The 20,878-nt window shown below is 61.5% G+C and carries 13 protein-coding genes; 9 read left to right on the top strand and 4 right to left on the bottom strand.

The window, feature by feature from the left end; translation table 11 throughout:
• The 3 genes from C4S71_RS22975 to C4S71_RS20320 all read left to right on the top strand — a co-directional run.
• The coding region (locus C4S71_RS22975; protein ID WP_146064631.1) for a type I secretion C-terminal target domain-containing protein at positions 1 to 1,649 on the top strand (1,649 nt) is incomplete at its 5' end.
• Between the two features lie 309 nt (positions 1,650 to 1,958).
• Entirely contained in the window at positions 1,959 to 5,612 is a 3,654-nt protein-coding gene (locus tag C4S71_RS20325; protein ID WP_103970359.1) for a retention module-containing protein, read from the top strand.
• An 87-nt stretch (positions 5,613 to 5,699) separates the two neighbouring features.
• On the top strand, positions 5,700 to 6,032 hold the full coding sequence (locus C4S71_RS20320) for a tryptophan synthase subunit beta like protein (RefSeq protein WP_086510488.1): 333 nt from the start codon (positions 5,700 to 5,702) through the stop codon (positions 6,030 to 6,032).
• Between the two features lie 69 nt (positions 6,033 to 6,101).
• On the opposite strand, the gene C4S71_RS20315 is transcribed toward C4S71_RS20320, so the two are convergent.
• Positions 6,102 to 8,015 carry a bifunctional diguanylate cyclase/phosphodiesterase gene (locus C4S71_RS20315; RefSeq protein WP_103970358.1) on the bottom strand — a complete coding sequence of 638 codons (1,914 nt, stop codon included), beginning with the start codon at positions 8,013 to 8,015 and terminating at the stop codon, positions 6,102 to 6,104.
• Between the two features lie 85 nt (positions 8,016 to 8,100).
• Complete coding sequence (locus tag C4S71_RS20310; protein WP_103970357.1) at positions 8,101 to 8,823, bottom strand: transglutaminase-like cysteine peptidase; 723 nt, start codon at positions 8,821 to 8,823, stop codon at positions 8,101 to 8,103.
• 236 nt (positions 8,824 to 9,059) lie between these two features.
• Between C4S71_RS20310 and C4S71_RS20305 the strand changes: the two genes are divergently transcribed.
• The 6 genes from C4S71_RS20305 to C4S71_RS20280 all read left to right on the top strand — a co-directional run bounded on the left by C4S71_RS20305 (position 9,060) and on the right by C4S71_RS20280 (position 18,489).
• Complete coding sequence (locus C4S71_RS20305) at positions 9,060 to 11,168, top strand: type VI secretion system Vgr family protein (RefSeq protein WP_103970356.1); 2,109 nt, start codon at positions 9,060 to 9,062, stop codon at positions 11,166 to 11,168.
• Positions 11,153 to 11,974, top strand: a complete 822-nt coding sequence (locus C4S71_RS20300) for a DUF4123 domain-containing protein (protein ID WP_103970355.1) — start codon at positions 11,153 to 11,155, stop codon at positions 11,972 to 11,974. Before C4S71_RS20305 ends, C4S71_RS20300 begins: the two co-directional genes overlap by 16 nt.
• Entirely contained in the window at positions 11,971 to 15,264 is a 3,294-nt protein-coding gene (locus C4S71_RS20295; RefSeq protein WP_103970354.1) for a hypothetical protein, read from the top strand. Before C4S71_RS20300 ends, C4S71_RS20295 begins: the two co-directional genes overlap by 4 nt.
• 4 nt (positions 15,265 to 15,268) lie before the next feature.
• Complete coding sequence (locus C4S71_RS20290) at positions 15,269 to 16,252, top strand: tetratricopeptide repeat protein (protein WP_235014698.1); 984 nt, start codon at positions 15,269 to 15,271, stop codon at positions 16,250 to 16,252.
• Between the two features lie 18 nt (positions 16,253 to 16,270).
• On the top strand, positions 16,271 to 17,245 hold the full coding sequence (locus tag C4S71_RS20285; protein WP_103970362.1) for a tetratricopeptide repeat protein: 975 nt from the start codon (positions 16,271 to 16,273) through the stop codon (positions 17,243 to 17,245).
• Between the two features lie 245 nt (positions 17,246 to 17,490).
• Positions 17,491 to 18,489: a DUF6708 domain-containing protein gene (locus C4S71_RS20280; protein ID WP_103970353.1), complete on the top strand. Its 999-nt coding sequence runs from the start codon at positions 17,491 to 17,493 to the stop codon at positions 18,487 to 18,489.
• A 10-nt stretch (positions 18,490 to 18,499) separates the two neighbouring features.
• Here C4S71_RS20280 and C4S71_RS20275 read toward each other — a convergent pair whose 3' ends face one another.
• Both C4S71_RS20275 and C4S71_RS20270 read right to left on the bottom strand, forming a co-directional pair.
• Positions 18,500 to 19,675, bottom strand: a complete 1,176-nt coding sequence (locus C4S71_RS20275) for a cation diffusion facilitator family transporter (RefSeq protein ID WP_086508944.1) — start codon at positions 19,673 to 19,675, stop codon at positions 18,500 to 18,502.
• On the bottom strand, positions 19,672 to 20,862 hold the full coding sequence (locus C4S71_RS20270; protein WP_103970352.1) for a 1-acyl-sn-glycerol-3-phosphate acyltransferase: 1,191 nt from the start codon (positions 20,860 to 20,862) through the stop codon (positions 19,672 to 19,674). Before C4S71_RS20270 ends, C4S71_RS20275 begins: the two co-directional genes overlap by 4 nt.
• Between the last annotated feature and the right edge of the window lie 16 nt (positions 20,863 to 20,878).

Genomic DNA, 20,878 nt, shown 5'->3' with positions numbered 1-20,878 from the left:
TGAACGGCGGCATCGATCACGGCTTGAAGAGCGGTGGCACGGCGCTGGTGTTCACCCAGCTTGCGGGCGGCGACATCATCGCCACGGCCGGCGTGGGCGGTGCGGAAGTGCTGCGCTTCAGTATCGACGATGGCGGCCAGCTCACCATCACCCAGTCCGCGGCCATCGACCACGCGCCCGGTACCGACAGCCTGACGCTGCCGGCCGGCCTGATCAGCGTCACGGCCACGGTAACCGTGACTGACAGCGACCATGACGAGGCCAGCACCACGGCCAGCGTCGACCTGAGCGGCGCGGTAACCGTCCTCGATGATGCGCCTAGCCTGACCAGCCTCAACCTCGCTATCGCCAACGTGGCTGGGATATACGAGGGAATATACGAGTTCGAGGTAGGTGGCGATGTGCAGGGCTTCCTCGGCAGCTTTGGCGAAGGCTCGCTGATCTGGACAGGAATGCCGGATGGTTACGTGCTGACCATCACCGACTCCGGTGAGACTTGGGTTACCTACACGGCGAAGTCAGGCTCCTTCGAGTTCTTCGATCTCACGCTGAACGCCGATGGCACCTATGCCTTCGATCTGCTGTCGCCGGCGCCTGTCGTCGAAACGACTATTGAGAGCTTGCTGAGCGCTTTCAATAAGGACAACTTCTTCAAGGAAGGAGGCAAGGATGCCTATCTGTTCACGGCAGACGTATTCGACGGCAAGTTTGCCCTGGCGGTGACGGCCTACAGAAACGGTAAGCTTGAGGATGTGAGTATGTCCTCGACCGACCTGGGCGTAAAATCGAACGTGGTGCAAGGCCAGCACAACGAAGCACTCAGGTTCGATGTGCGGCCGGTAGAGGGTCAAGGAGCGATAGGCGTCTCCACCATCACGTTCAGTGTTTCCGGCACGGCGGGATCCAGTGCTGGTGATAAAGCTACGTTGACGGTGTATGACGTGAATGGAAGCATGACCGTCTACACCGCGGAATTGTTGGCTGGAAACGGCGAGTTCGTCTTCAACATCGATCCGACGCATAACGTCGATTACATGGAGCTGCGCCCGGCAGGAAATAACAGCTTCAAGATCGATGGAGTCTCTACCAGCTACGTGACCCAGATCTATCCGGACGACTATCAGCTCGACTTCGTGCTGACCGGGTCGGATGCCGATGGAGACACTGCCACCGCTGACTTCTCAGTCTTCGTCAAGACCACCGAGACCGGCAGCTATGAAATAACCGGTTCCGATGGTGACGACGTAGTTCATGGTACGGCAGGCAATGACGTTCTCATCGGTGATGCCGGAAACGACACTCTGATAGGCGGTGAGGGCGATGACGTGTTCCAGTGGAACCTGGGCGATCAGGGAGACAACGATGCCCCGGCCATCGATACCGTCGTTGACTTCGGGCTTGGCAACAACGTGCTGGATCTTGCCGATCTGCTGCAAGGAGAAAGCCTCGGCACCATCGGCGACTTCATCTTCGCGGCACAGGAGGGAGCCAGCACCGTGCTGTATATCAACCATGAGGGCAATATCGGCGTAGATGGCACCAACGCCACCCAGGTGATCGTGCTGGAGAACTTCACCACGGGTGAGGTCGGCTCTGCTGAGATATTGGCCGAGCTCCTGGCCAACAGCCAGCTCAACGTCGACCCCTAACCGCCGAAGTCGCAATGGGGTAGAGCCGCCCCTCGGGTGGCAGCGGACAGCACGATCGTCATCGGCTTAGCTAGCCCAGATGGTCCACCAGCAGCCACACCCGACTCTGTCGGGTGTGGCGTCATCGTTGTTTGTCAGGCTGGATTTGATGAGTATCAATTTTCTCATCCACCCTGTACTAGAGTCCAATACCGCGGGTTGTCGCCTGGCGCATACTGCGCGGTAAGCACGCCCCCCTCCAAGCTGTGGTCCGTTTGGCCGTGGCGAGCCTCGTAAAGCCGTTCTCTCTTTTTGCGGGGTCTTCCCAAAATGTCTATTGCAATCGTTCTGTCCATCTCCGGTCAGGCCTGGGCTCGTGATGCCTCAGGAAACCTTCGTGAACTCAGCGTTGGTGACACGCTGCGAGAAGGGGAGACTGTCGTCACTTCCCAGGGAGGGGGAGTAGAGCTCGATTTTGGTGACAATACCGCTCCCACTCAGATTCAGGGTGGAGAGCAGGTCGCTCTTACACCGGAACTCAATGCCGAGGAGTTGCTGGAACCTAGTGAATTCGCAGCTCTCGATCAGGATATCGAGGCGCTGCTGGCGGCGCTGGATGACGAGACGATTGACCTTCTCGATGTTCTCGATGCCACCGCCGCGGGAGCTGGCGGTGGGGGCGCGGCGGACGGCGGCCACAACTTCGTGCGCCTGGCCCGCATCGCCGAGGGCACCGGGGCGCAATCATTCGAGTTTGGCAGTGTGTCGGCCACCGATATCCCGGCGGTCGAGGAGGCTGGAGCCGCCCCGCAAGCAGCACTGGACGAACTGCCGAGCGAGCCGCTCAATGGCGTGCCGAATGCGTTGGACGATTTCTTTTCGACCGATGAGGAGAGCTTGCTGTCGGGAGTCAATGTGCTTGACAACGATAGCGATCCCGATGGCGATGCGCTCTCCATCAGCGATCCGGGTACCCGAGAAATCACTTTTGTTGGGCCAGACGGACTCATTTTCACCGCCACTGTGGTGTTGGGCGCCGATGGCTTCCTTAGCCTCGACCCGCGTGGCGGATTCGATGCGCTTGCAGTGGGCGAGCAGGCTACCGGAACCTTCACCTATACCGTGGCCGATGGACGGGGAGGTTTTTCGACAGCAAAAGTCACGCTGACCATCGTTGGCACCAACGACGCCCCGGTCATCGGCGGTGTGGCCAGCGGCGAGGTGACGGAAGACGGCACCACCACCACGACCGGCCAGCTCAGCGTCAGCGACGTGGATGTCAGCGACACCCACACCTGGAGCGTGCAAGGCGCGAACGTCGGCACCTACGGCAGCTTCAGCGTCGACGCCAACGGCCAGTGGACCTACGTGCTCGACAACGCCAGCCCCGCAGTGCAGGGCCTGGTGACCGGTCAGCAGGTCACCGACAGCTTCACCGTCGAGGTCAGTGACGGCAAGGGTGGCACGGACACCCAGGTCGTCACCGTGACCATCCACGGTACTAACGACCAGGCGCAGGTGATCGTCAGCGCAACCGGCGTCGATAGCACCGTGTACGAAGCGGGTCTGATCTCGGTGGAGAATAACAGCGAAGCCGCGAACGGCAGCTTCCAGGTAACCGCCACCGATGGCATTGCTCATATCACGGTGGGTGGTCAGCAATTCAGCCTGAGTCAGCTGCAAGGCTTCAGCTCTGGCTCTCCCTCTGCGGCTATCGTGACACCGATGGGTACGCTCTACCTGACCGGCTACAGCGGAACGGCCAATGCAGGCACCATCTCTTACCAGTACACCCTGAAAGAGGTGCAGACCCATGGCGGCCAGGGCAGCGCTACCGATGGCGTACTGACCGATACGATCGTCGTTGTCGTCAAGGGCGTTGGCGACAGCGCGATGACCGGTCATCTCACCATTGCCATCGTCGACGACGTGCCACAGGCAAGCAACGACCTGGGCGGTACGGTGACGGAAGATTCGGCCGATAACGTGCTCAGCGGCAACGTACTGAGCAACGACAGCTTCGGCGCCGATGGCCCCGCTGGGGGTGTCGCTACGGTCAACTGGAACGCCAGCGCCGCCCAACTGGCCGACATTGGCCAGTACGGCACGCTGGTACTCAATACCGACGGTAGCTGGAGCTTTACGCTGGACAACAGCCTGGCCAAGGTACAGGCCCTGAAGGCGAGCGACCTGCTGACCTTCAACCTGGGCTACACCATTACCGACGGTGACGGAGATAGCGCCAGCGCCACTCTCGGCTTCTCGATTCGGGGCGCCGACGACAGTGCCAGTGTGACCGTCAGTACCCAAGGTGCCGACAGCACCGTTTACGAAGCCGGCCTGACCTCCCTTGCCGACACTCGCGAAACGGCCGGTGGCAGCTTCCAGATTTCGGCTAGCGACGGCATCGCCACGCTCAACGTGATGGGACAGGTATTTACCCTGGCACAGCTGCAGGGCTTCAGCGGGGCCTCGCCTTCCGCGGGCATCATCACCAACATGGGCACCCTCTACCTGACCGGCTTCAGCGGCACGGCCACGGAGGGTACCGTCAGCTACCAGTACACGCTGAGCGCAGCGCAGAGCCACGGCGCACCGGGCAGTGCGACCAACAACGTACTTACCGACAGTATTTCGCTGAGCGTGAGTGGCGTAGGGGGAAGCTCGGCGGGCGGCACCTTGTCGGTAGCCATCATCGACGATGCGCCTACTTTTGAGACTATCATGAACGCAATTATTGCCAACGAGAGCGGCACTACGTTGTCGGGTCTGCATGATCTTACGATGGGGGCTGATGGGGCTGGAGCCATTATTGTCGCGGACCCGACTATCGCTGGGATTAATGGTTATATTGCCTACTCCACAACGGCTCATGCCGATGGGTCAGTGACTAAGTTGGCGAAAGTTAATGGTATTGATTTTTTCACTCTCACAATCAAGGTGGACGGCACTTATGATTTCACACTGCACGAGGCGCGTCCTTCGATCGTGAAAACAGTGAACTTTGGGGGTGTGCAGGGTGGAAAGTCCGTTGAGCAGCTAATCTTGGGAGATGTGGTACTTCGTGCTGTCGATTCTAATGGTAACAACAAGATAGATAACGGAGAAATGATAAGTCCATCAAGTGCAGGCTTTGGAGTTGGGAACGGTAACATTGATGCCGGTGAAAAATTCATCATTAGCTTTGTTAATAATAAGGTGATCGAAAATATCGACTTTTCTTACAAGCACCAAGGGTCGACTGATTTTCGAATGACTTGGCAAAGCAATACGGGTGAAACGGGTACTGTCGGGCCTATTAGCCAGGATGGATGGATTAGTATCAACCCTGCTCAGGACTTTACATCCATCACATTCACGGTTTTGCAGGGGAGCGGAAAAATTGACGGAGTGAAGTACGGCGAACTCGTGTTGCCGGGTGATACTTTCGTCAATTTCGATATACATGGTATTGATGCCGATGGAGATATATCGGCAACGCAGACCTTGAGCGTTAAGTTGCTGGGGGCGGGTTCCACTAGTGTCGCCATCACCGGAACCGCTGAAGATGAGGTCATTGTAGGTACTTCCGCCAACGACACGATCAACGGCGGCGAGGGCAACGACATCCTCATCGGCGGTGCCGGTAACGACACCCTGATTGGCGGCGAAGGAGACGACGTGTTCCAGTGGAACTTCGGCGATCAGGGAGGCGTGGGAAGTGCCGCCCATGACGTGGTGAAGGACTTCAGTCTTGGCATCAACACGCTCGACCTGGCCGACCTGCTGCAAGGTGAAGCGGCAGAAACCATCGACAGCTTCATCTTCGCCGTGCAAGAGGGCTCCAGTACCGTGCTCTATGTCAACCACGAGGGCAGCATCGGCGCAAACGGCAGCAATGCCACTCAGGTGATCGTGCTGGAGAACTTCAGCATGGACGGTGCCAGCTCCACGGACTTCCTCCAGGTTATGCTGGAAAACGGGCAACTGCACATCGATCAGTAGCCGCTTGATTGGCGAACCATCGCCCTGCCTGGAGACACCGGGCAGGGCGTTTGTTAATCTAGGTAAAGCCTTTCAAGAGACACTCCCATGTACATCAAGCGTAATGAGTCAGGGCAGGTCGTACAGGTCAGCCGTGAGGCAACGGCAGAGTGCCGCGAGTTCGTACCGCCTTGCTCCCCCGAGCTGCAGGAGTTCGTCTCCGAAGGGGGAGATGACGTCGACAACCTGGCACTGTCGAAGTCCGACCTGGCGTTCGTGCGCGTACTCGAGGACGTGATCAACGTGCTGATGGACAAGGGCGTGATCAGCTTTACCGACCTGCCCGAGCCGGCTCAGCAGAAGCTGCTGGAGCGTCAATCGTTGCGCAAGCGCAGGAACAGCATCGGCCTGATGTCCGATACCGACAACGACATCATCTGAGCCTAGGCTCGTTAATGCATGAGGCCGGCGATTTGCCGGCCTCATGTCGTATCGGGTGTAGCAGGGGTATCAGGTATCGCCTTCGCGATGGCGGATGCCCGGCCCCGTCACACCATCGAGCCCCAGCTCGAACAGCACCTTGGCTGCGTCCTGATTCTCCACCCCCTCGGCGAAGGTGAGAATGCCCAGCGAATGGGCCAGCGTTGCCATGCCTCTCAGCAGGCTTTGCTGATCGCTGCGGCTCTCCACCTCCTGGCTCAACGCGGCTTCGATCTTCATGAAGCTCAGCCCCAGATCCTGCAGCCCCTCGATCTTGCCGAACTGGGTGCCGACATGCTCCAAGCCCACCTTGCAGCCCAGGCCCAGCAGGGCGTGGCACAGGGTCCGCAGCGCCTGGGGCTGTTGCAGTGCGACGGATTGAGGCAGCTCGAACCACAGCTTGTCGGCAATACCCTGGTGCGCCTGAATGCGGGAAAGCAGTTCACCGACGAAGTGGCCATCGACCAGCGACTCCGCCGAGAGATTGACGGCCACTGCCTTGCCACTGGATTCGACATCGGCCAGTGCCGCCGAAACGACGGCCAGATCGAGGGTAGGAGCCATGGCCAGGCGCGACACCCAGGGCAGGAAGACGCCCGCCGGCCGCCATTCGCCCTTCAGGCGCAGACGTGACGGCACCTCGAAGTGAATCAGCCTGCCGTGGGCATCGAGAACCGGGTAGTGAGCCAGGAACACGCCTTGCGCCAACGCTTCCGCAAGTGCCTGACGCCATTCGTCATGACGTGTATAGAGCACGCTGCTGGCGGGTTGGTCGACGATCTCCTGGCCGTTCAGACCGCGCGTTTCCGCCGCGGCCAGGGCGCCGTCGAGGCTGGCGAGCAGCTCGGCCTGACTCTCGCCCTGGCTGTACTGACGCAGCGCGGAAGCCAGCGAAGTGTCGACGCTCTGCTCAGCACTGAGACACTCCAGATGCTGCTGAAGCGTCTTGCCCAGCTCCTGCAGATCATGATGACGCGGCAGGATCATACCGAAATCGCTGCCGTTGAGTCGTCCCACCGTGCCGTGGCCGTGGCTGCGAGCCAACTGCTTGAGACGATGCGCCAGTTGAGCGAGCAGGGCGTCCGTGGCGGCGTGGCCGAGCTGCTGGTTGAGTTCGGCCAGGCGTGCCACGCGTACCATGATCAGTGCGCCGCTGGCATCGTCCTTCTCGCTCTTCAGATGGGCCTGCAACTGGTTGAGGAAGGGCGCCCGGGTGAGCGTATCGGTGACCGGGTCGTGCTGCATGCGCCGGCGCAACTGGTCTAGCTTGTCGCTCTCTTCACCGAGCATCTGTCGTACTGCCTGGGAGAGCTGGTTCATGGCCTGAACCACTTCGCGTAGCTCACGTGTACGCGGCTCGTTGGCCACCATGAAGCGTCGCTGGCCGATGGCCTGGGCCTGGCTCACCACGTCGCGCAGCGGGCGGCGAATGGTGCGTACGATCCAGGCCGCCAGCAGCAGGCTGATGGCACCGGCGATGGCGAACCAACCGGCCAGTTCCAGGGTGCTGCGCCACAGCGAGCGGTAGGCAAAACTGTGCTGGCTGGCCAGCTCCAGGGTGCCGTACTGCTGCCAGCCATCCTGAACCACGGCACGACCGGGCGGCACCTCGAAGCGCACCAGGTTCACGAACCAGCCCGGCACATCGTCGATATGTTCACCGGCTGTACGTTCGTCGATGATCTCACCCTGAGGGTCGTACAGCGCGATACGCCGGTAGTGGCCGGTATCGAACTGTGCCGCCAGCAGCAGCTCGAGAATCACCGGGTCCTTTTCGATCTGGCTCATCGAAAGCGCCAGCGCATTGGCGTTGTCGTTGTTCTTGATCTGGACTTCCTGCTCGATGTAGTGGCGGCTGCTCGTCACACCGATGAGCAGGCTGCCCACGAAGGCCAGCAGCAGCAACACCGCGATGGTCAACCAGAGTTGCTTGATCAGTGACATGTCTTCGTTCCCCCTGGGAATGGATGCCCTCGTTCATCCTGCGGCGTGGCATGTGTCGCTCTTGTTGGCGGTTCGTTTTTCTTCGTCATCCCATGAATCCCTGCTGCTCCATACGCTCGATCACACTGCGCCAGCGCGACAGGCGTGCCACCGGATCGGCCCGCGACTGGGTCGAGCCGCCGGCCCACAGGCCGTCGCTGTTGAAGCTGAACACTGGGTCCAGGTCGGTACGCTGCGTGGCGGGAGTGATGGAAGGCACCAGATTGTCGAGTACCAGCGGCACGGCGGAAGGCGTCTCGTAATACCCCAGCACCATGTGTGCCTGAACGATCTGGCTGCGGCCTATACGCGCACGAACGTAGATCATGCGCAGGCGCGAGCCGGGAACACCAAGCTCTTTCAAGGTGACGTACTTGGCGATCGAGTAATCCTCGCAGTCGCCCTGACCCTTGCCCATGGTCTCGAGTGGGGTTGCCCAGTGGTCTTCGGCGCCCCAGTTGTCGATATCGTCGACCCAGCGTACCCGCCGGTTGAAGAAATCGTTCACTTCGCGCAACTGAGTGTCGAGATCGGCACCGCGCAGCCGGTCCAACAGGGAAAACCAATCCTCGAGAATCGCAAGTCCCGAACTGCCATACAGACGTTGCATACTGTTACGCAGGCGGGCACGGTCGATGCGCGCCTCGAGTGACGCAGGAGAGAGGCCCAACCCAGCGGCAAGCAGCAGCCCTGCCAGGCCAGCGATGAAGCGGCGGCGGCTGGGTCTGAGAAGCGAACTTGAGCCATGTGGGGCAGGGCGATGCGTCATCGGGCGCGCCGAAAGCGTGTTAAGGAATGTAAGCCATGAAGCCAGTATAGAGGAGTGATAACGGCAACACGATAGGTATGAGAGTTTTAAGAAGCTGGGTGTTTGTAGGATATTGCCGACAATTTGCGTCAGCCATCGTCGCTTCATGCATCTACCGCCTTGTGTCTTCGTGATGCATGCGTAACCTTGCGTTTCTTATCCTGCTTTTTCATCAGGTTGGTGAAAGGAACGCGCGTATGGCCGATGCAACTGGATTGCAATTCACCCTCGATCTCGCCGGGGTCGACAGCGCCGAACTGGTGGTGATCGACTTCACCCTGGAGGAAGCGCTCTCGCAGCCCTTCCACCTCGAGGTGCGTTTCGCCAGCCGCGACGGCAGCCTCTCCGCCACCGAGCTGCTCGACCGCCCGGTGAGTCTGACGATCTGGCAGGACGGCGAGGTGCTGCGCCGGGTGCATGCCATCGTCAGCGAGTTCGGTCGCGGCGACCGCGGCCATCGCCGTACCCTCTACTCCCTGGTCGCCCGCCCGGCGCTGTGGCGCCTCGACCTGCGCCACAACTCGCGCATCTTCCAGGAGGTCTCGCCGCTCACCGTGCTCAACACCCTGTGCGACGAGCGCGGCCTCACGGATGTCGCCTTCGCCGTCACCCGCGACCTGGCGGAAAGAGAGTTCCTCGTGCAGTACCGGGAAACCGATCTCGCCTTCGTCGAGCGCCTGGCTGCCGAAGAGGGCCTGTTCTACTTCCACGAGTTCTTCGAAACAGGCGAAGACGCGCCGAACGGCGCCCATCGTCTGGTCTTCGCCGACGCGCCCCAGGTGCTGGCCCACCTGGGCGAGCGCACCTACCATGGTCGCGCCGGCGGCACCCCGCCGAGCCGCCACGTGCGCAAGCTCCAGCAGCTCGCCCGTGTCGCCCCGGCCTCGGTCACGCTCAAGGACTACTCGTTCAAGAACCCCGCCTATGCGCAGCTTCACGAGCACGCCGCGGGTGACCTGGAAGAGCACGCCCAGCGGGACGACTACGAACACTACGACTATCCCGGGCGCTACAAGGCCGACGCCTCCGGCGACGCCTTCACCCGCATCCGCCTCGAGCACCTCAGAAGCGGCGTTCTGACCTGCGCCGCCGAGAGCGACCTGCCCGAGCTCGCCCCGGGGGTCAAGTTCACCCTCACCGACCACGACCTCAGTGAGCTCAACCGCGACTGGCAGGTGGTCAAGGTCAAGCACACCGGCAGCCAGCCCCAGGCCCTGGAAGAGGACGGTGTCACTCAAGGTGACGCGGCAGGGATGGGCATGACCAAGTTCGACAACGAACTGATCCTCACCCCCGCCGACCGCGCCTGGCGCCCACAGCCCAACGCCAAGCCCCGCGTCGACGGCCCGCAGATCGCCTTCGTCGTCGGCCCCGAGGGCGAAGAGATCCACTGCGACGAACACGGCCGGGTCAAGGTCCAGTTCCCCTGGGATCGCTACGCCGAACCCAATGAAACCGCCAGTGCCTGGGTGCGCGTCTCCCAGGGCTGGGCCGGCGGCGGCTACGGCAGCATGGCGATACCCCGGATTGGGCATGAGGTAGTGGTATCGTTCCTCGAGGGCGACCCGGATCAACCGCTGATCACCGGGCGCACCTACCACGCCGTCAACACGCCGCCCTACGCGCTGCCCGAGCACAAGACGCGTACCGTCATCCGCACCCAGAGTCACAAAGGCGAAGGATTTAACGAACTTCGCTTCGAGGACCAGGCCGGCGAAGAGCAGATCTGGCTGCACGCCCAGAAAGACCTGGAGCTGCTGACCAATAACGACCGCACCGAAGAGATCGGCAACGACAGCTTCCTCACCGTGCACCACGACCGCATCGGCGAGATCCATGCCGATGAGCACCACACCGTACGCGGCAACCATCATGAGCAAACCGTCGCCAACCAGCACCTCACGGTACAGGGCACCCTGCACGTCAAGGCCGGCCAGGCCTGGCTCAGCGAATGCGGCCGCGAACTGCACATCAAGGCCGGCCACAAGGTGGTGCTCGAAGCCGGTAGCGAAATGACCCTCAACGCCGGCGGCAGCTTCCTCAAGCTCGACGGCGGCGGCGTCACCCTGGTCGGCCCCAAGGTCAAGATCAACGCCGGAGGCAGCCCCGGCTCCGGCAGCGGCCAAGCCGTCGAGACACCGCTGCTGCCGGGCAGGGCAGTGCCGGAGGTGCATGAGGCGATACCGCCCACCGTGCTGCCCAAGCTCAAGGACTACCAGCTCAGCGAAGCCACGCTGCTGCCGCTGTGCGGCAAGCTGAGCGAGACCACCTGCAGCCGGGGAGATTGCCCATGCCTGGCTGGTTGAGTCGAATCGACGAGCGCAGCCAGCGTATCGAGACCCTATCGGGCAGCTTCGAAGCCCAGCGCTCGGCTTATGCGGTGCTGGATCAGCGCCGCGCTCCAGAACGTTGCGCCGCGCTCGTGGGCCAGCCCGGCTGGCACGACTACCTGACCCTGTTTGCCGGCACGCCGCTGTCGCCGCTGCTCGAAGCCAGCCCTTGGCTGGTCGAACTCACGCCGGGCAGTGAAGCCTGGCAGGCCATCGGCTCGCTATGTGCCGGGCAGCGCCACGGCTGGCTCTTCCAGCCGGCCCAGGCCACCCCCCTGAACGAGCTGGCCGATCATCTGCGTCGCCTGTTCATCCTCGACGACCCGCACGGCGGCCAGTCGCTGGTGAACCTGCAGGATGCCGCCGCCTGGACGGCTCTGCTCGCCGCCAGCAGCGACACCGCCTACGCCCAACTCATCGGGCCGCTGGGGCAGGTCATCACGCCCACGCCGCTGACGCACTGGCAAAGATGGCAGCCAGCCGGTGACCGTGACGAAGCCCCCGCACTGACCGAAGCGCTGGAACGGGCCCTCAAGGAGATCCCGCGTGCCTGGTGGCTCAGCCGGGCAACCGAGACGCCGCTTTCGGCGTTGCCGCCGGCGTGGTTGGAGCGGCTGGGGCATCTTGCCGAGGGGGGCATCACATACGGGCGGGACAGGAAGCGCCTGTTGCCGCTGATTCGTCAGGCGGGCGATGACACCTGGCATAACGCACAACACATTCTGTCCGACTTGAGCCTCACCGAAGCGCAGAGAATCAGCGAACTGGAGCGCCTTTCATGACCACCGATACACGCCCCGGCAGCCTGTACGCCCCGCTGTTGTTGCCTGAGTTCCAGCCTCCCGCCTTCGAAGGCGGTCAGGAATGCCCTGTACCGATGGTCTGCGAGACGGCTCCCTGGGCCGACATTATCTATCTCACCGGCACTGGCACGTTCTGGCTACTCACTGAGGAGGTGGCCAAGGCCCTGCACGAAGCCGCCGACGAGCTTGCCGGATGGGTGAAAGTGGAGGACCCCCATCAGCGCTTGGAACATCTCAATAACGATGCCGGCCTGTTGGAATGCTTTCTGCCGGCGCGGCCGGAAAATTTTTTGAATGAAGCCGAGCGCAATCAAGCCCGAGATAAACTGAAACGGTTAGCTGAGCTGATGCAGGAGCGCGGCGATGAAGAAACTGACCCGGCTCAACGCGTAAGCGAGCACAGCCCGCTCACTGAGAACCCATGGTTCTGGGTTTCTCCCCTCATTGTCGGTGCTCCTCGCCTCTGGAATCGTATCTGGAACGCTGAAGAGGCTCGTCTACTGGAAGAGCTTCACGGGCTATATCGCCAAGGCATGGAGCGTGCCAAGTCGGAGGAGTACGTAATCGAAGGCAGCGGCTACTATGGCCCCTGGGAAGCGGAGATCGAGCGGGCGCTGGAAACCTATCGCCAGTGCCGGGCTGCCGTTCTCCAGAACAATGCCTCCGTCGACCAGCCGGGTACCCTGCTACCGGTACGACAGGCCCTGGTGGAGTATCAAGCCTTCCTTGCCGACTGTGAGTCGATGTCGCCCAAGGACTCTTCGCGCTGTGGTGTCATTGGCGACTTCATTCATGGCGAAGCTGAACGGCTTGACACTGAGTTGAGAGCCTACTGCGACAGCATACTTGCCCTTGCCACCCTCGGTGTGGCCACCCCGGAGTGGGCTTTGGCTGCAGTGCCGATGAGCGCGGTTCCCGACGGGTTGGAACGTGGCATCGAAGCCTTCGACTATTACAACCAACGGCTCAAGGAGGCCGTCACGATATTCGATGCGGTGGAGGACAAGCTCAACCAGTGGGCTACCGCCACTGCGCGCCGCTCAGCACTGCCCGTTCACCTCTTCGAGGAGGAGCGCGAAGCTTTCCAGAAGCTGGTGGCGCAGTTGGATGTGCTCTATCAACTGGCCGAAGCCCAGGTGGCGAACATGCGCCCGCAGCGGGTGCTGTTCTGGCAGGCAGATATCACCGATCAGCGCCACGCCCTGGGCTATCGCCGACAGACAATCGACGTATTGGTCCGCAAGGACTTTCCGCTACGTGAGTTCAGCTCGCCCCGCGCCGCGCAGGCATTGAGTCATGTCAGCCTTCGCCATCTACTGCGCGACATACGCGACGAAGACCGTCTAGCGCTGCTGCGCGACCTCGAACAGGATGGCGTGCTGCCCGCCACCCTGTGGGAGGCCAACGAAACCGCACTCTCCAACTGGCTGGCCCGGCGTGGCTGCGAGCGTATCGAGCGACGTGCCGATTGGTTCGAGGAGCGCCTAGGCTTCTTCATTCCCGAGGCTTTCTTCGATTATCTCGATGCCCAGGAATACGAGGTATTGTCTCTCCAGCAAGATGGTGCCAGGAGTGCCTGGGCAGAAACGCTGCAGCGTATCCTGTTCACCGGCCCAGGCCGGGAGCGCTTGCGCTTGTTCGATGCCAGCGCCCAGGCGCAAATGCTACGTCTGGTGGGTATGCCCCATGCCGCGTTGAACGAGGCCATGGGGATCCACCTCGACGAACCGGTGACCCTTGTCGAACGTGAGGCTTCGCTGACATTCTTTGAGTGGGAGCACGAGACCGAGGCCGGCGGGGAGGTGACAGCGGAGGTACAGCACCGCAGAGAAGGGGTGCGTGAGCGTAACCTTGGCGGTCCTCGACGTGGTCCCTGGGAAGCTGCAGAGGGGGATAACGGCACGGGCCATGGTGTCGGCGCAAAGTACCAATTGGAACTCAAAGGCACCTACAGTCTGGCGCGCGGAGAGATCAGCCTGGGCACGCTGCAACTGCCCAGCGAAAGTGAAGCTCTGCCGTTCAAAGCCGTGCTGACGCAGCGCCAGAATGAGATACGCAACCTTGGCCGCTACTCACTGCAAGTGGCGGCTGTGGCCAAGGGGTTTGCCGGCGCCTCCTTGGCACTGACTGCCGAGGCCGGGTTGGGCTTCGATCATGATGGCCTCAAGCTCACCGGGCTCGAGTGGGCACAGCGCGAAGCAGAAGGCGCTGCCCTCAAGGCCTTTGCCGGCGCCACAGTGGGTATAAACACGCGCTGCAGCATGCGCTGGGAACCGCCGGCCGATATCACCCGGCAGTTGCCGCAACTGGCTGACCGCGACTGGCTGGCCCTGAGTAATCAGCAAACCGAGCTAAATGCCTGGCGCACACTGGGTCATGCCGTGCTGGGTCTGGAGGCGGCCGGCGGGATCGGCGGCGAGCTCGGCCTGCGCTTGGGTATCCATCAGGGCAAGTTCGTCGCCTACTTCAGAGCCAAGGTCGTAGCTGGCAAAGGCGCGGGCGGACAAATCGCCATGGAGCTGGATCTCAAGCAACTGAACCTTTGGTTCATGATGCTCAGCCAGGCACTGCGTGACAACGACTATGGCTTCATCGACTGGGTCGATCGCGACGCCTTCCAGTTCATGAGCCGGCTGGGCTATCTGGCCACCACTACCTTGCTCGATATCAGCCTGCTCGCCGCCCGGGGCCTGGACGGCATCCAGCGCCTCTACGACTTGATGACACAAAGCGAGCGAGCGGGGATGATTGCCCATGCCATTGTCAATGATCCTCGACGTGATGAAATGTGCGCTTGGATACAGCATTTGCCGCCAGAAGCATTGGGGCCGCTACTCAATACCCTGGCGTTTTCACCCGGCTGGCGCGGCTATACCATTGACGGCGAACCCTTCGACCGAAACCGGGCCATCGACCTGCAGCAGATCGCCATCGCCAACTGTCTGGGCTGGCTGGAGGAGGGCTACACTACCAGCGGCCACTACAACCTCGCCCAGGCCCGGCACTTGTTCGAGCGCGCGGTGGCGCGCATGTCGCTGGACGGCACCTACGACGAGTCACGTAGCTGGGGCGTGGCCTACTGCCGGAACCGGTATCGCCTGGATCAGTTTATGCAACATATATCTGGAACGATGGATCAGGATGCTCAAGAAGCACGTGATAAGTATGACCTTATCGCTTATCGGTTGGGCCTAGAGGTCGATGATTACTGTCAGCTACGCACCTCGCCCAGAGGGACTTTTGTGGTCTATACCGATAGGGACCGTTGATCTTATGCGCAAAATGATGACAGCCAGCCTGCTAGTGGCGGTGTTGAGTTTACCTATCACCATCGCCTGGGCCTTGGAGCCCGAGGTGCAGGCCGCCAAGGACGAGGGGATGCGGCTTTGGGGCATTTCCGAGTGGATCAAGATGCAGCCCTATTTGGAACAAGCCGCTGACGCTGGTGATGTGGAGGCGATGTACTACCTTGGCGAAGCCACCCGCCTGCTGGATCGTGGCCTGTCCCGAAGAGCCATGGCCTGGTATCTGCAGGCTGCGGAGCAGGGTGATGTGCATGCCATGCTGCGCCTGTTCCAGGGCGGTGCCTGCATCGCCGGTGATCGCTGTCCCGAGGGATATGAAGATTGGCACCACGCAGCCTTGGCGGTAGCTCAGCCCAAAGCCGAAGCCGGCGATTCCGATGCCATGCTGCTGATGTTCGATATCTATCGCATGTTCGATCAACCGCGTCGCGCCGGCGACTGGCTGGAACGGGCCGCCGAAGCAGGCCAGCCTGAAGCCCAGACCATTCTGGGCAATCAGATCCTCGATGGACGCGGCTGGTACCTGACTAATGGTCGCCGGCTCAGCGCCGCTGAGGCATGGTTCCGTCAGGCGGCGGAACAGCGGTATGTGCCTGCCATGGATCGGTTAGCGGCAACGCTGTCTAACTTGGGACGGCATCAAGAGGCATGGACTTGGTTCGAGGCTGCATCAGAGCTAGGCCACATCAATGGGCGGCGCTGGCTTGGCTCCTGTTATATGGAGCCGGAAAAAAATGCCGTTTGCCAGGTTGAGAAGGATTTAGTAAAAGGCTGGGCAATTTATTACGCCATCCATGATGAGCTAGGAAATACATCGTCTGCCAGGAGTTTGAGTTTACGTAGCCATATGCTTGATGAAAGCAAGCAACAAGAAGCTGAAACCTTGGCCGAGCGCGAATGGATCGGCCGCGAGCCGCCGCTTTCGAACTTCCCACCACGCTTTGGCTATTGATCCGTCATGCTGCGGCCCATGTCACGCCTGCTGGCCATTGCTTTACTGGGACTGCCGATAAGTTCCTGGGCCCTGGAACCCGAGGTGCAGGCCGCCAAGAATGAGGGGATGCGCCTTTATAATATCGGCCACTCGACAGCAGCCCTTCCTTATCTGCAACAAGCAGCAGAAGCGGGCGATGTCGATGCCATGTATTACATGGGAGAAGCGGAACGGCGTCAGCATATGTTGGGTCTGACCCGTGCAGCCATGGCCTGGTATCTGCAAGCCGCCGAACAGGGTGATGTGCACGCCATGCTGCAACTGTTTCGAGGCGGTGCCTGCACCGCCGGTGACCGCTGCCCCGAAGGGTATGAGGACTGGCACCATGCTGCCCTGGCCGTGGCTCAGCCCAAGGCCGAGGCCGGCGATCCCAACGCCATGCTGCTGATGTTCGATATCTATCGCATGTTTGACCAGTCGCGCCGGGCCGGCGAATGGCTGGAGCGCGCCGCCGAGGCGGGCCAGCCCGAGGCACAAACGATCCTGGGCGGCCGCATTCTCGACGGACGCGGTTGGTACCTAACCAACGACCGACGTTTGCAAGCAGCCAAGCAGTGGTTTAGACGAGCAGCAGAGCAAGGTTATGTACCTGCAATGGAAAGACTTTCACGAGTTTTAGGTGATTTAGAAGTATATGATGAGGCGTGGAGCTGGGTTAAGGAAGGATCAAATAATGGAAGCTATGACGCCCGCCTTGGAATTGCCATGTGCTACTTGGAACCTGAAGACGACCCCGTTTATTCATGCGAAGAAGACGTCATAGAAGGATGGGCAGTACTGCATGCCATCGATATTGAAACGCAAGGTGCTGGGCAAATACGTGGTGCGAAACGGCTATTTAGAGACCTGTTGACTGATGACCAAGTTAAACAGGCGGAAGCTCTCGCAGAGGAGAAGTGGGTCGGCCGCGAGCCACCGCTCTCGCATTTCCCGCCGCGCTTTGGCTATTGACCCGTCATGCGGAGGCCCATGTCACGGTTGTTGGCCATCGCTCTAATGGTACTGCCAATAAGTCCTGGGCTCTGCAACCAACCCGAGGTACAAGCCGCCATGGCTGAAGGGTTGGTCGATAAACTGGTACTAACTCTTAGCGCTGGCGACCGAGGTGTTCTATCGCCTTTTGCAACGCCAGCGGCTTGGGGCGAAGAGGCTAAAGGCTGGTCCTGTCGCCCATCGAAATCGAGATCAGGTAAACCATGCAGAGCATCAAGACCTACTTCGCCGATCTATCCCAGCGGCTTGGCTTGGCCGATGAGCTGATCGTGTTATCGCCCAAGCGCCGGGCCGCCAAGCAACCCATGCAGTTAGGCGAGGTGCAGGACCAAACCGAGCACTACTTGGATCTCTCCAGCGGTGCCGAAGAAGGCAAGGGGATCTTTACCGGGGTATGGGGGATGGGGGCGATCTATATGTTTCTTATTATGTCGCCCGTTATTTTTCAGGACTGGGAGGGGGCGCTCTATGTCTTCACGACCGCCGCTATCATGTTCGGGATCACATCGGTAGTCTTTCTGCTCGAAGTCTTCTGGCCATCCTCTTCCCCTATTCGCTTTAACCGCCGAACCCGGGAGGTCTATTTTCAGGACAAGGACAAGCTCTACCACGCACCTTGGGACGAGGCGGTGGCCTGGATGCAGGAGAGCCGCACGGTGACCCAGTACACCGGTGCCATGACTGAGACTCCGTTACAGCTGTTGCTGCAGCGTTATGGACATGCGGAGGAGGTGATTGCCTTGCGTCTCAATCTGCCCATGGGACGTACCGCGGAAACCCAGGGCATGTTCTGGGAATATCTGCGCTGCTATATGGAGAAAGGGCCTTGGTTCGATGAAAATGGTCAGCCACTAGCGGGCTCCAACCGGGAGGAAGTGCTGGATGGCTATCGAAGGCAGCAACAGAAGGCCACATTGGACCTTGAGCACTACCGTAAGCTAGTTCAGGACGGTATTTTTACCCCATCACGCGCAAGGGTACGCATCCTTGGCGCTGCCTTTTTTTACCCGTGCTTGTTTATTCGTGACATCACAGTCAAATATGCCCGCCAGCGCGCGGCCAGCAATCAGTGGCATCCTCTGGTCAAGGAGCGTTGCCGTCCGGATGGGCCCACCACACGACTCTACGATCTGGAGGTGGCTGAGGGATTGCACGAAGGTGCTGAGGTGAGTGCTGCCGAGCAGGCTCCTGCTCCAAGGTGAGCGCTGACCGCTACCCCTTGCCCGGCCCTTGCCACACCCTCAGTCTGCCTACCCAGGCCAGTTCCTGCGAGGCTTCGCGCAGTTCGCGGGCGGCGTCTTCCAGGCTCTGGTTGGGCGGTAGGTGGCGTACGTACACCGAGATGTCGATCTGTTCAGCGAGGTAGTGCAAATCGAGGGCGACGCGCTGCTGCCACACTTGGCAGTCGTGCCAGGCGTCGTCGAGCATGCCTTCCACGTCCTGACGCAGGGGCAGGCCGGGGCGCAGGCTGTGTTCGGTTTCGCCTTCGTCATCTTCGGGGTCGATGTGGAAGGTCACGTCGGCCAGGTTGGGGAAGGCGTTGCGCAGTTGGCGGCTCACGGCATTGCCGATCTCGTGGGCTTCGGAAACGGTCAGCCGTGGCGCCACCACGATATGCAGGTCGAGTACGAACTGACTGCCCAGCGAACGCGTGCGCAGGTCATGTACGCCGTGTACGCCAGGGACGTCCTCGGCGATGCTCTGCATCTGCTGACGCTCGGCTTCCGGCAGGGCGGTGTCGATCAGCTCGCGGCTCGATTCCCACAGCAGCCGCCAACCCACCTGACCGACCATGATGCCGACCAGAATGGCGGCGACGGCATCGACCCAGCCGGCGCCGAACTGTGCCGCCACCAGGCCGATCAGCACCGCCACGGTGGAGAGCGCATCGGAGCGGGAGTGCCAGGCGTTGGCCTCGAGCAGGCGCGACTTCACGCGCTTTGCCACGCGCAGGGTGTAGCGGAAGATCCACTCCTTGGCGATCAATGCCACCACGGCCACGCCGATGGCCCATAGGCCGGGTGCGGCGAAGGGCTCGCCGCCCAGCAGACGCATGAGGCTGGCCCAGGCTATGCCGCCGGCCACGAAGATCAGCACGCTGCCCAGCGCCAGTGTCGCCAGCGTCTCGATACGGCCATGGCCGTATGGGTGGTCGCTGTCCGGTTCCTGGCGGCCGTAGTGGGTTGCCGCCACGACGAAGCCGTCGGTCACCAGGTCGGAGAAGGAGTGGATGCCGTCGGCAATCAGCGCGGCCGAGCCCACCAGAAAACCGGTGATCAGCTTGAGCAGGCCAACGGCAAGGTCGATGGCGGCGCCGATCAGCGTGACCCGATGGGCCTCGCGGGTTTGGGCGCCGCGGTCGAGCGGTGCATGAGCGTGCGCGCTCATGCGCCTCCCAGGTTGCGGCCGGCGAGCTGGGCGGCCTTGTTACGCACCGGGTTGGCGTATTGGGCCAGCCACCAACTGCGCAGTTCGGCGGGCACCTCGTTCAGGCGGGCCTGGAAACGGGCCCGGTCCACGTCGCTGACCTCGCTCAGGTCCAGCAGCTCCGGCGCGTCGCCCAGGGCTTCCAGTGCCAGGTAGTGGCTGGGGAAGAGGCGATAGCCACCGATCACCTGGCGGTCGATCTCGGCGGCAACGGCTTCGGGGGTGTCGAAGCCGGCGCCCAGCGGTTCGCCGAAGCGCAGCTCCACGCGACCCTTGTGGCCGGTGATGCCGGCCACGATGGACTGGATGTCCTCGAACTCGCTCTTCTCGTAATGCCCCTGGCTATGTATGGCGTGCAGCTCGCGCGCCTTCTGCAGGTCGCAGGGATCGTACTCGTAGCTGATCGAGACCGGCACCATGCGCAGCTCGGCAATGGCATCGCCGATGGGGGCGTTGCGCTGCTCCATGCGGTGCGCCATGGTCAGCATCTTGATGATCGCCGGGTCGGTACGGTCGATACCGTCCTTGGCGCGCCCCTCGCGCTGGGCCATCCAGATCGAGTGGTTGTCCTCGACGATGGAGTGGCGAATGTAGCTCGAGAGGTTCTGGTAAGCCGCCAGCATGGCGCGTTTGCCGCGCAGCGCGCGTGGCACGATGAAGCTCTTGTTGAGCCGCATCAGATCGGTCACGTAGGGCTTCTTGAGCAGATTGTCGCCAATGGCGATGCGCACGGTGTCGCGGCCCGCCTGGTGCAGGGCGAAGTTGACGAAGGCCGGGTCCAGCGAGATGTCGCGATGGTTGCCGATGAACAGGTAGGCCGTGTCCGCGTTCAGATTCTCCAGCCCCTCGACGCGAAAGTCGTCGGTGGAGGTGCGGATCATGCGGTTCATGTAATAGGCCACGCGCATCTGGAAATCGTGCACGCTGGCCACGCCCCGGGTTTCGCGCCGAATGGCATAGGAAGCCAGTGCGCGGGCCAGCCAGGGCAGGGTGCGGCTCAAGCGCGGCAGCCGGTAGCGGGTCAGGGCATCGAGCAGCTCGCGGTTGCCGGCCAGATTCGCCAGTACCGCGGCCACTTCGTCATCGCGATAGGGTCGGATGTCTGCCCAGGGATCGGTGGGCGTCGCGCCAGTCGGATTCTCGGTCATCGGTTCTTCTTGGTTA

Origin of the sequence: Billgrantia desiderata (assembly GCF_900108215.1) — a bacterium.
GTDB lineage: Bacteria > Pseudomonadota > Gammaproteobacteria > Pseudomonadales > Halomonadaceae > Halomonas > Halomonas desiderata.
This window is presented reverse-complemented; position numbering and strand designations above follow the sequence as displayed.

Bases quoted from the DNA above. Each gene is read 5' to 3' on its own strand.
- C4S71_RS20325 (WP_103970359.1), top strand. From the start codon at position 1,959: ATGTCTATTGCAATCGTTCTGTCCATCTCCGGTCAGGCCTGGGCTCGT.
- C4S71_RS20320 (WP_086510488.1), top strand. From the start codon at position 5,700: ATGTACATCAAGCGTAATGAGTCAGGGCAGGTCGTACAGGTCAGCCGT.
- C4S71_RS20315 (WP_103970358.1), bottom strand. From the start codon at position 8,015: ATGTCACTGATCAAGCAACTCTGGTTGACCATCGCGGTGTTGCTGCTG.
- C4S71_RS20310 (WP_103970357.1), bottom strand. From the start codon at position 8,823: ATGACGCATCGCCCTGCCCCACATGGCTCAAGTTCGCTTCTCAGACCC.
- C4S71_RS20305 (WP_103970356.1), top strand. From the start codon at position 9,060: ATGGCCGATGCAACTGGATTGCAATTCACCCTCGATCTCGCCGGGGTC.
- C4S71_RS20300 (WP_103970355.1), top strand. From the start codon at position 11,153: ATGCCTGGCTGGTTGAGTCGAATCGACGAGCGCAGCCAGCGTATCGAG.
- C4S71_RS20295 (WP_103970354.1), top strand. From the start codon at position 11,971: ATGACCACCGATACACGCCCCGGCAGCCTGTACGCCCCGCTGTTGTTG.
- C4S71_RS20290 (WP_235014698.1), top strand. From the start codon at position 15,269: ATGCGCAAAATGATGACAGCCAGCCTGCTAGTGGCGGTGTTGAGTTTA.
- C4S71_RS20285 (WP_103970362.1), top strand. From the start codon at position 16,271: ATGTCACGCCTGCTGGCCATTGCTTTACTGGGACTGCCGATAAGTTCC.
- C4S71_RS20280 (WP_103970353.1), top strand. From the start codon at position 17,491: ATGCAGAGCATCAAGACCTACTTCGCCGATCTATCCCAGCGGCTTGGC.
- C4S71_RS20275 (WP_086508944.1), bottom strand. From the start codon at position 19,675: ATGAGCGCGCACGCTCATGCACCGCTCGACCGCGGCGCCCAAACCCGC.
- C4S71_RS20270 (WP_103970352.1), bottom strand. From the start codon at position 20,862: ATGACCGAGAATCCGACTGGCGCGACGCCCACCGATCCCTGGGCAGAC.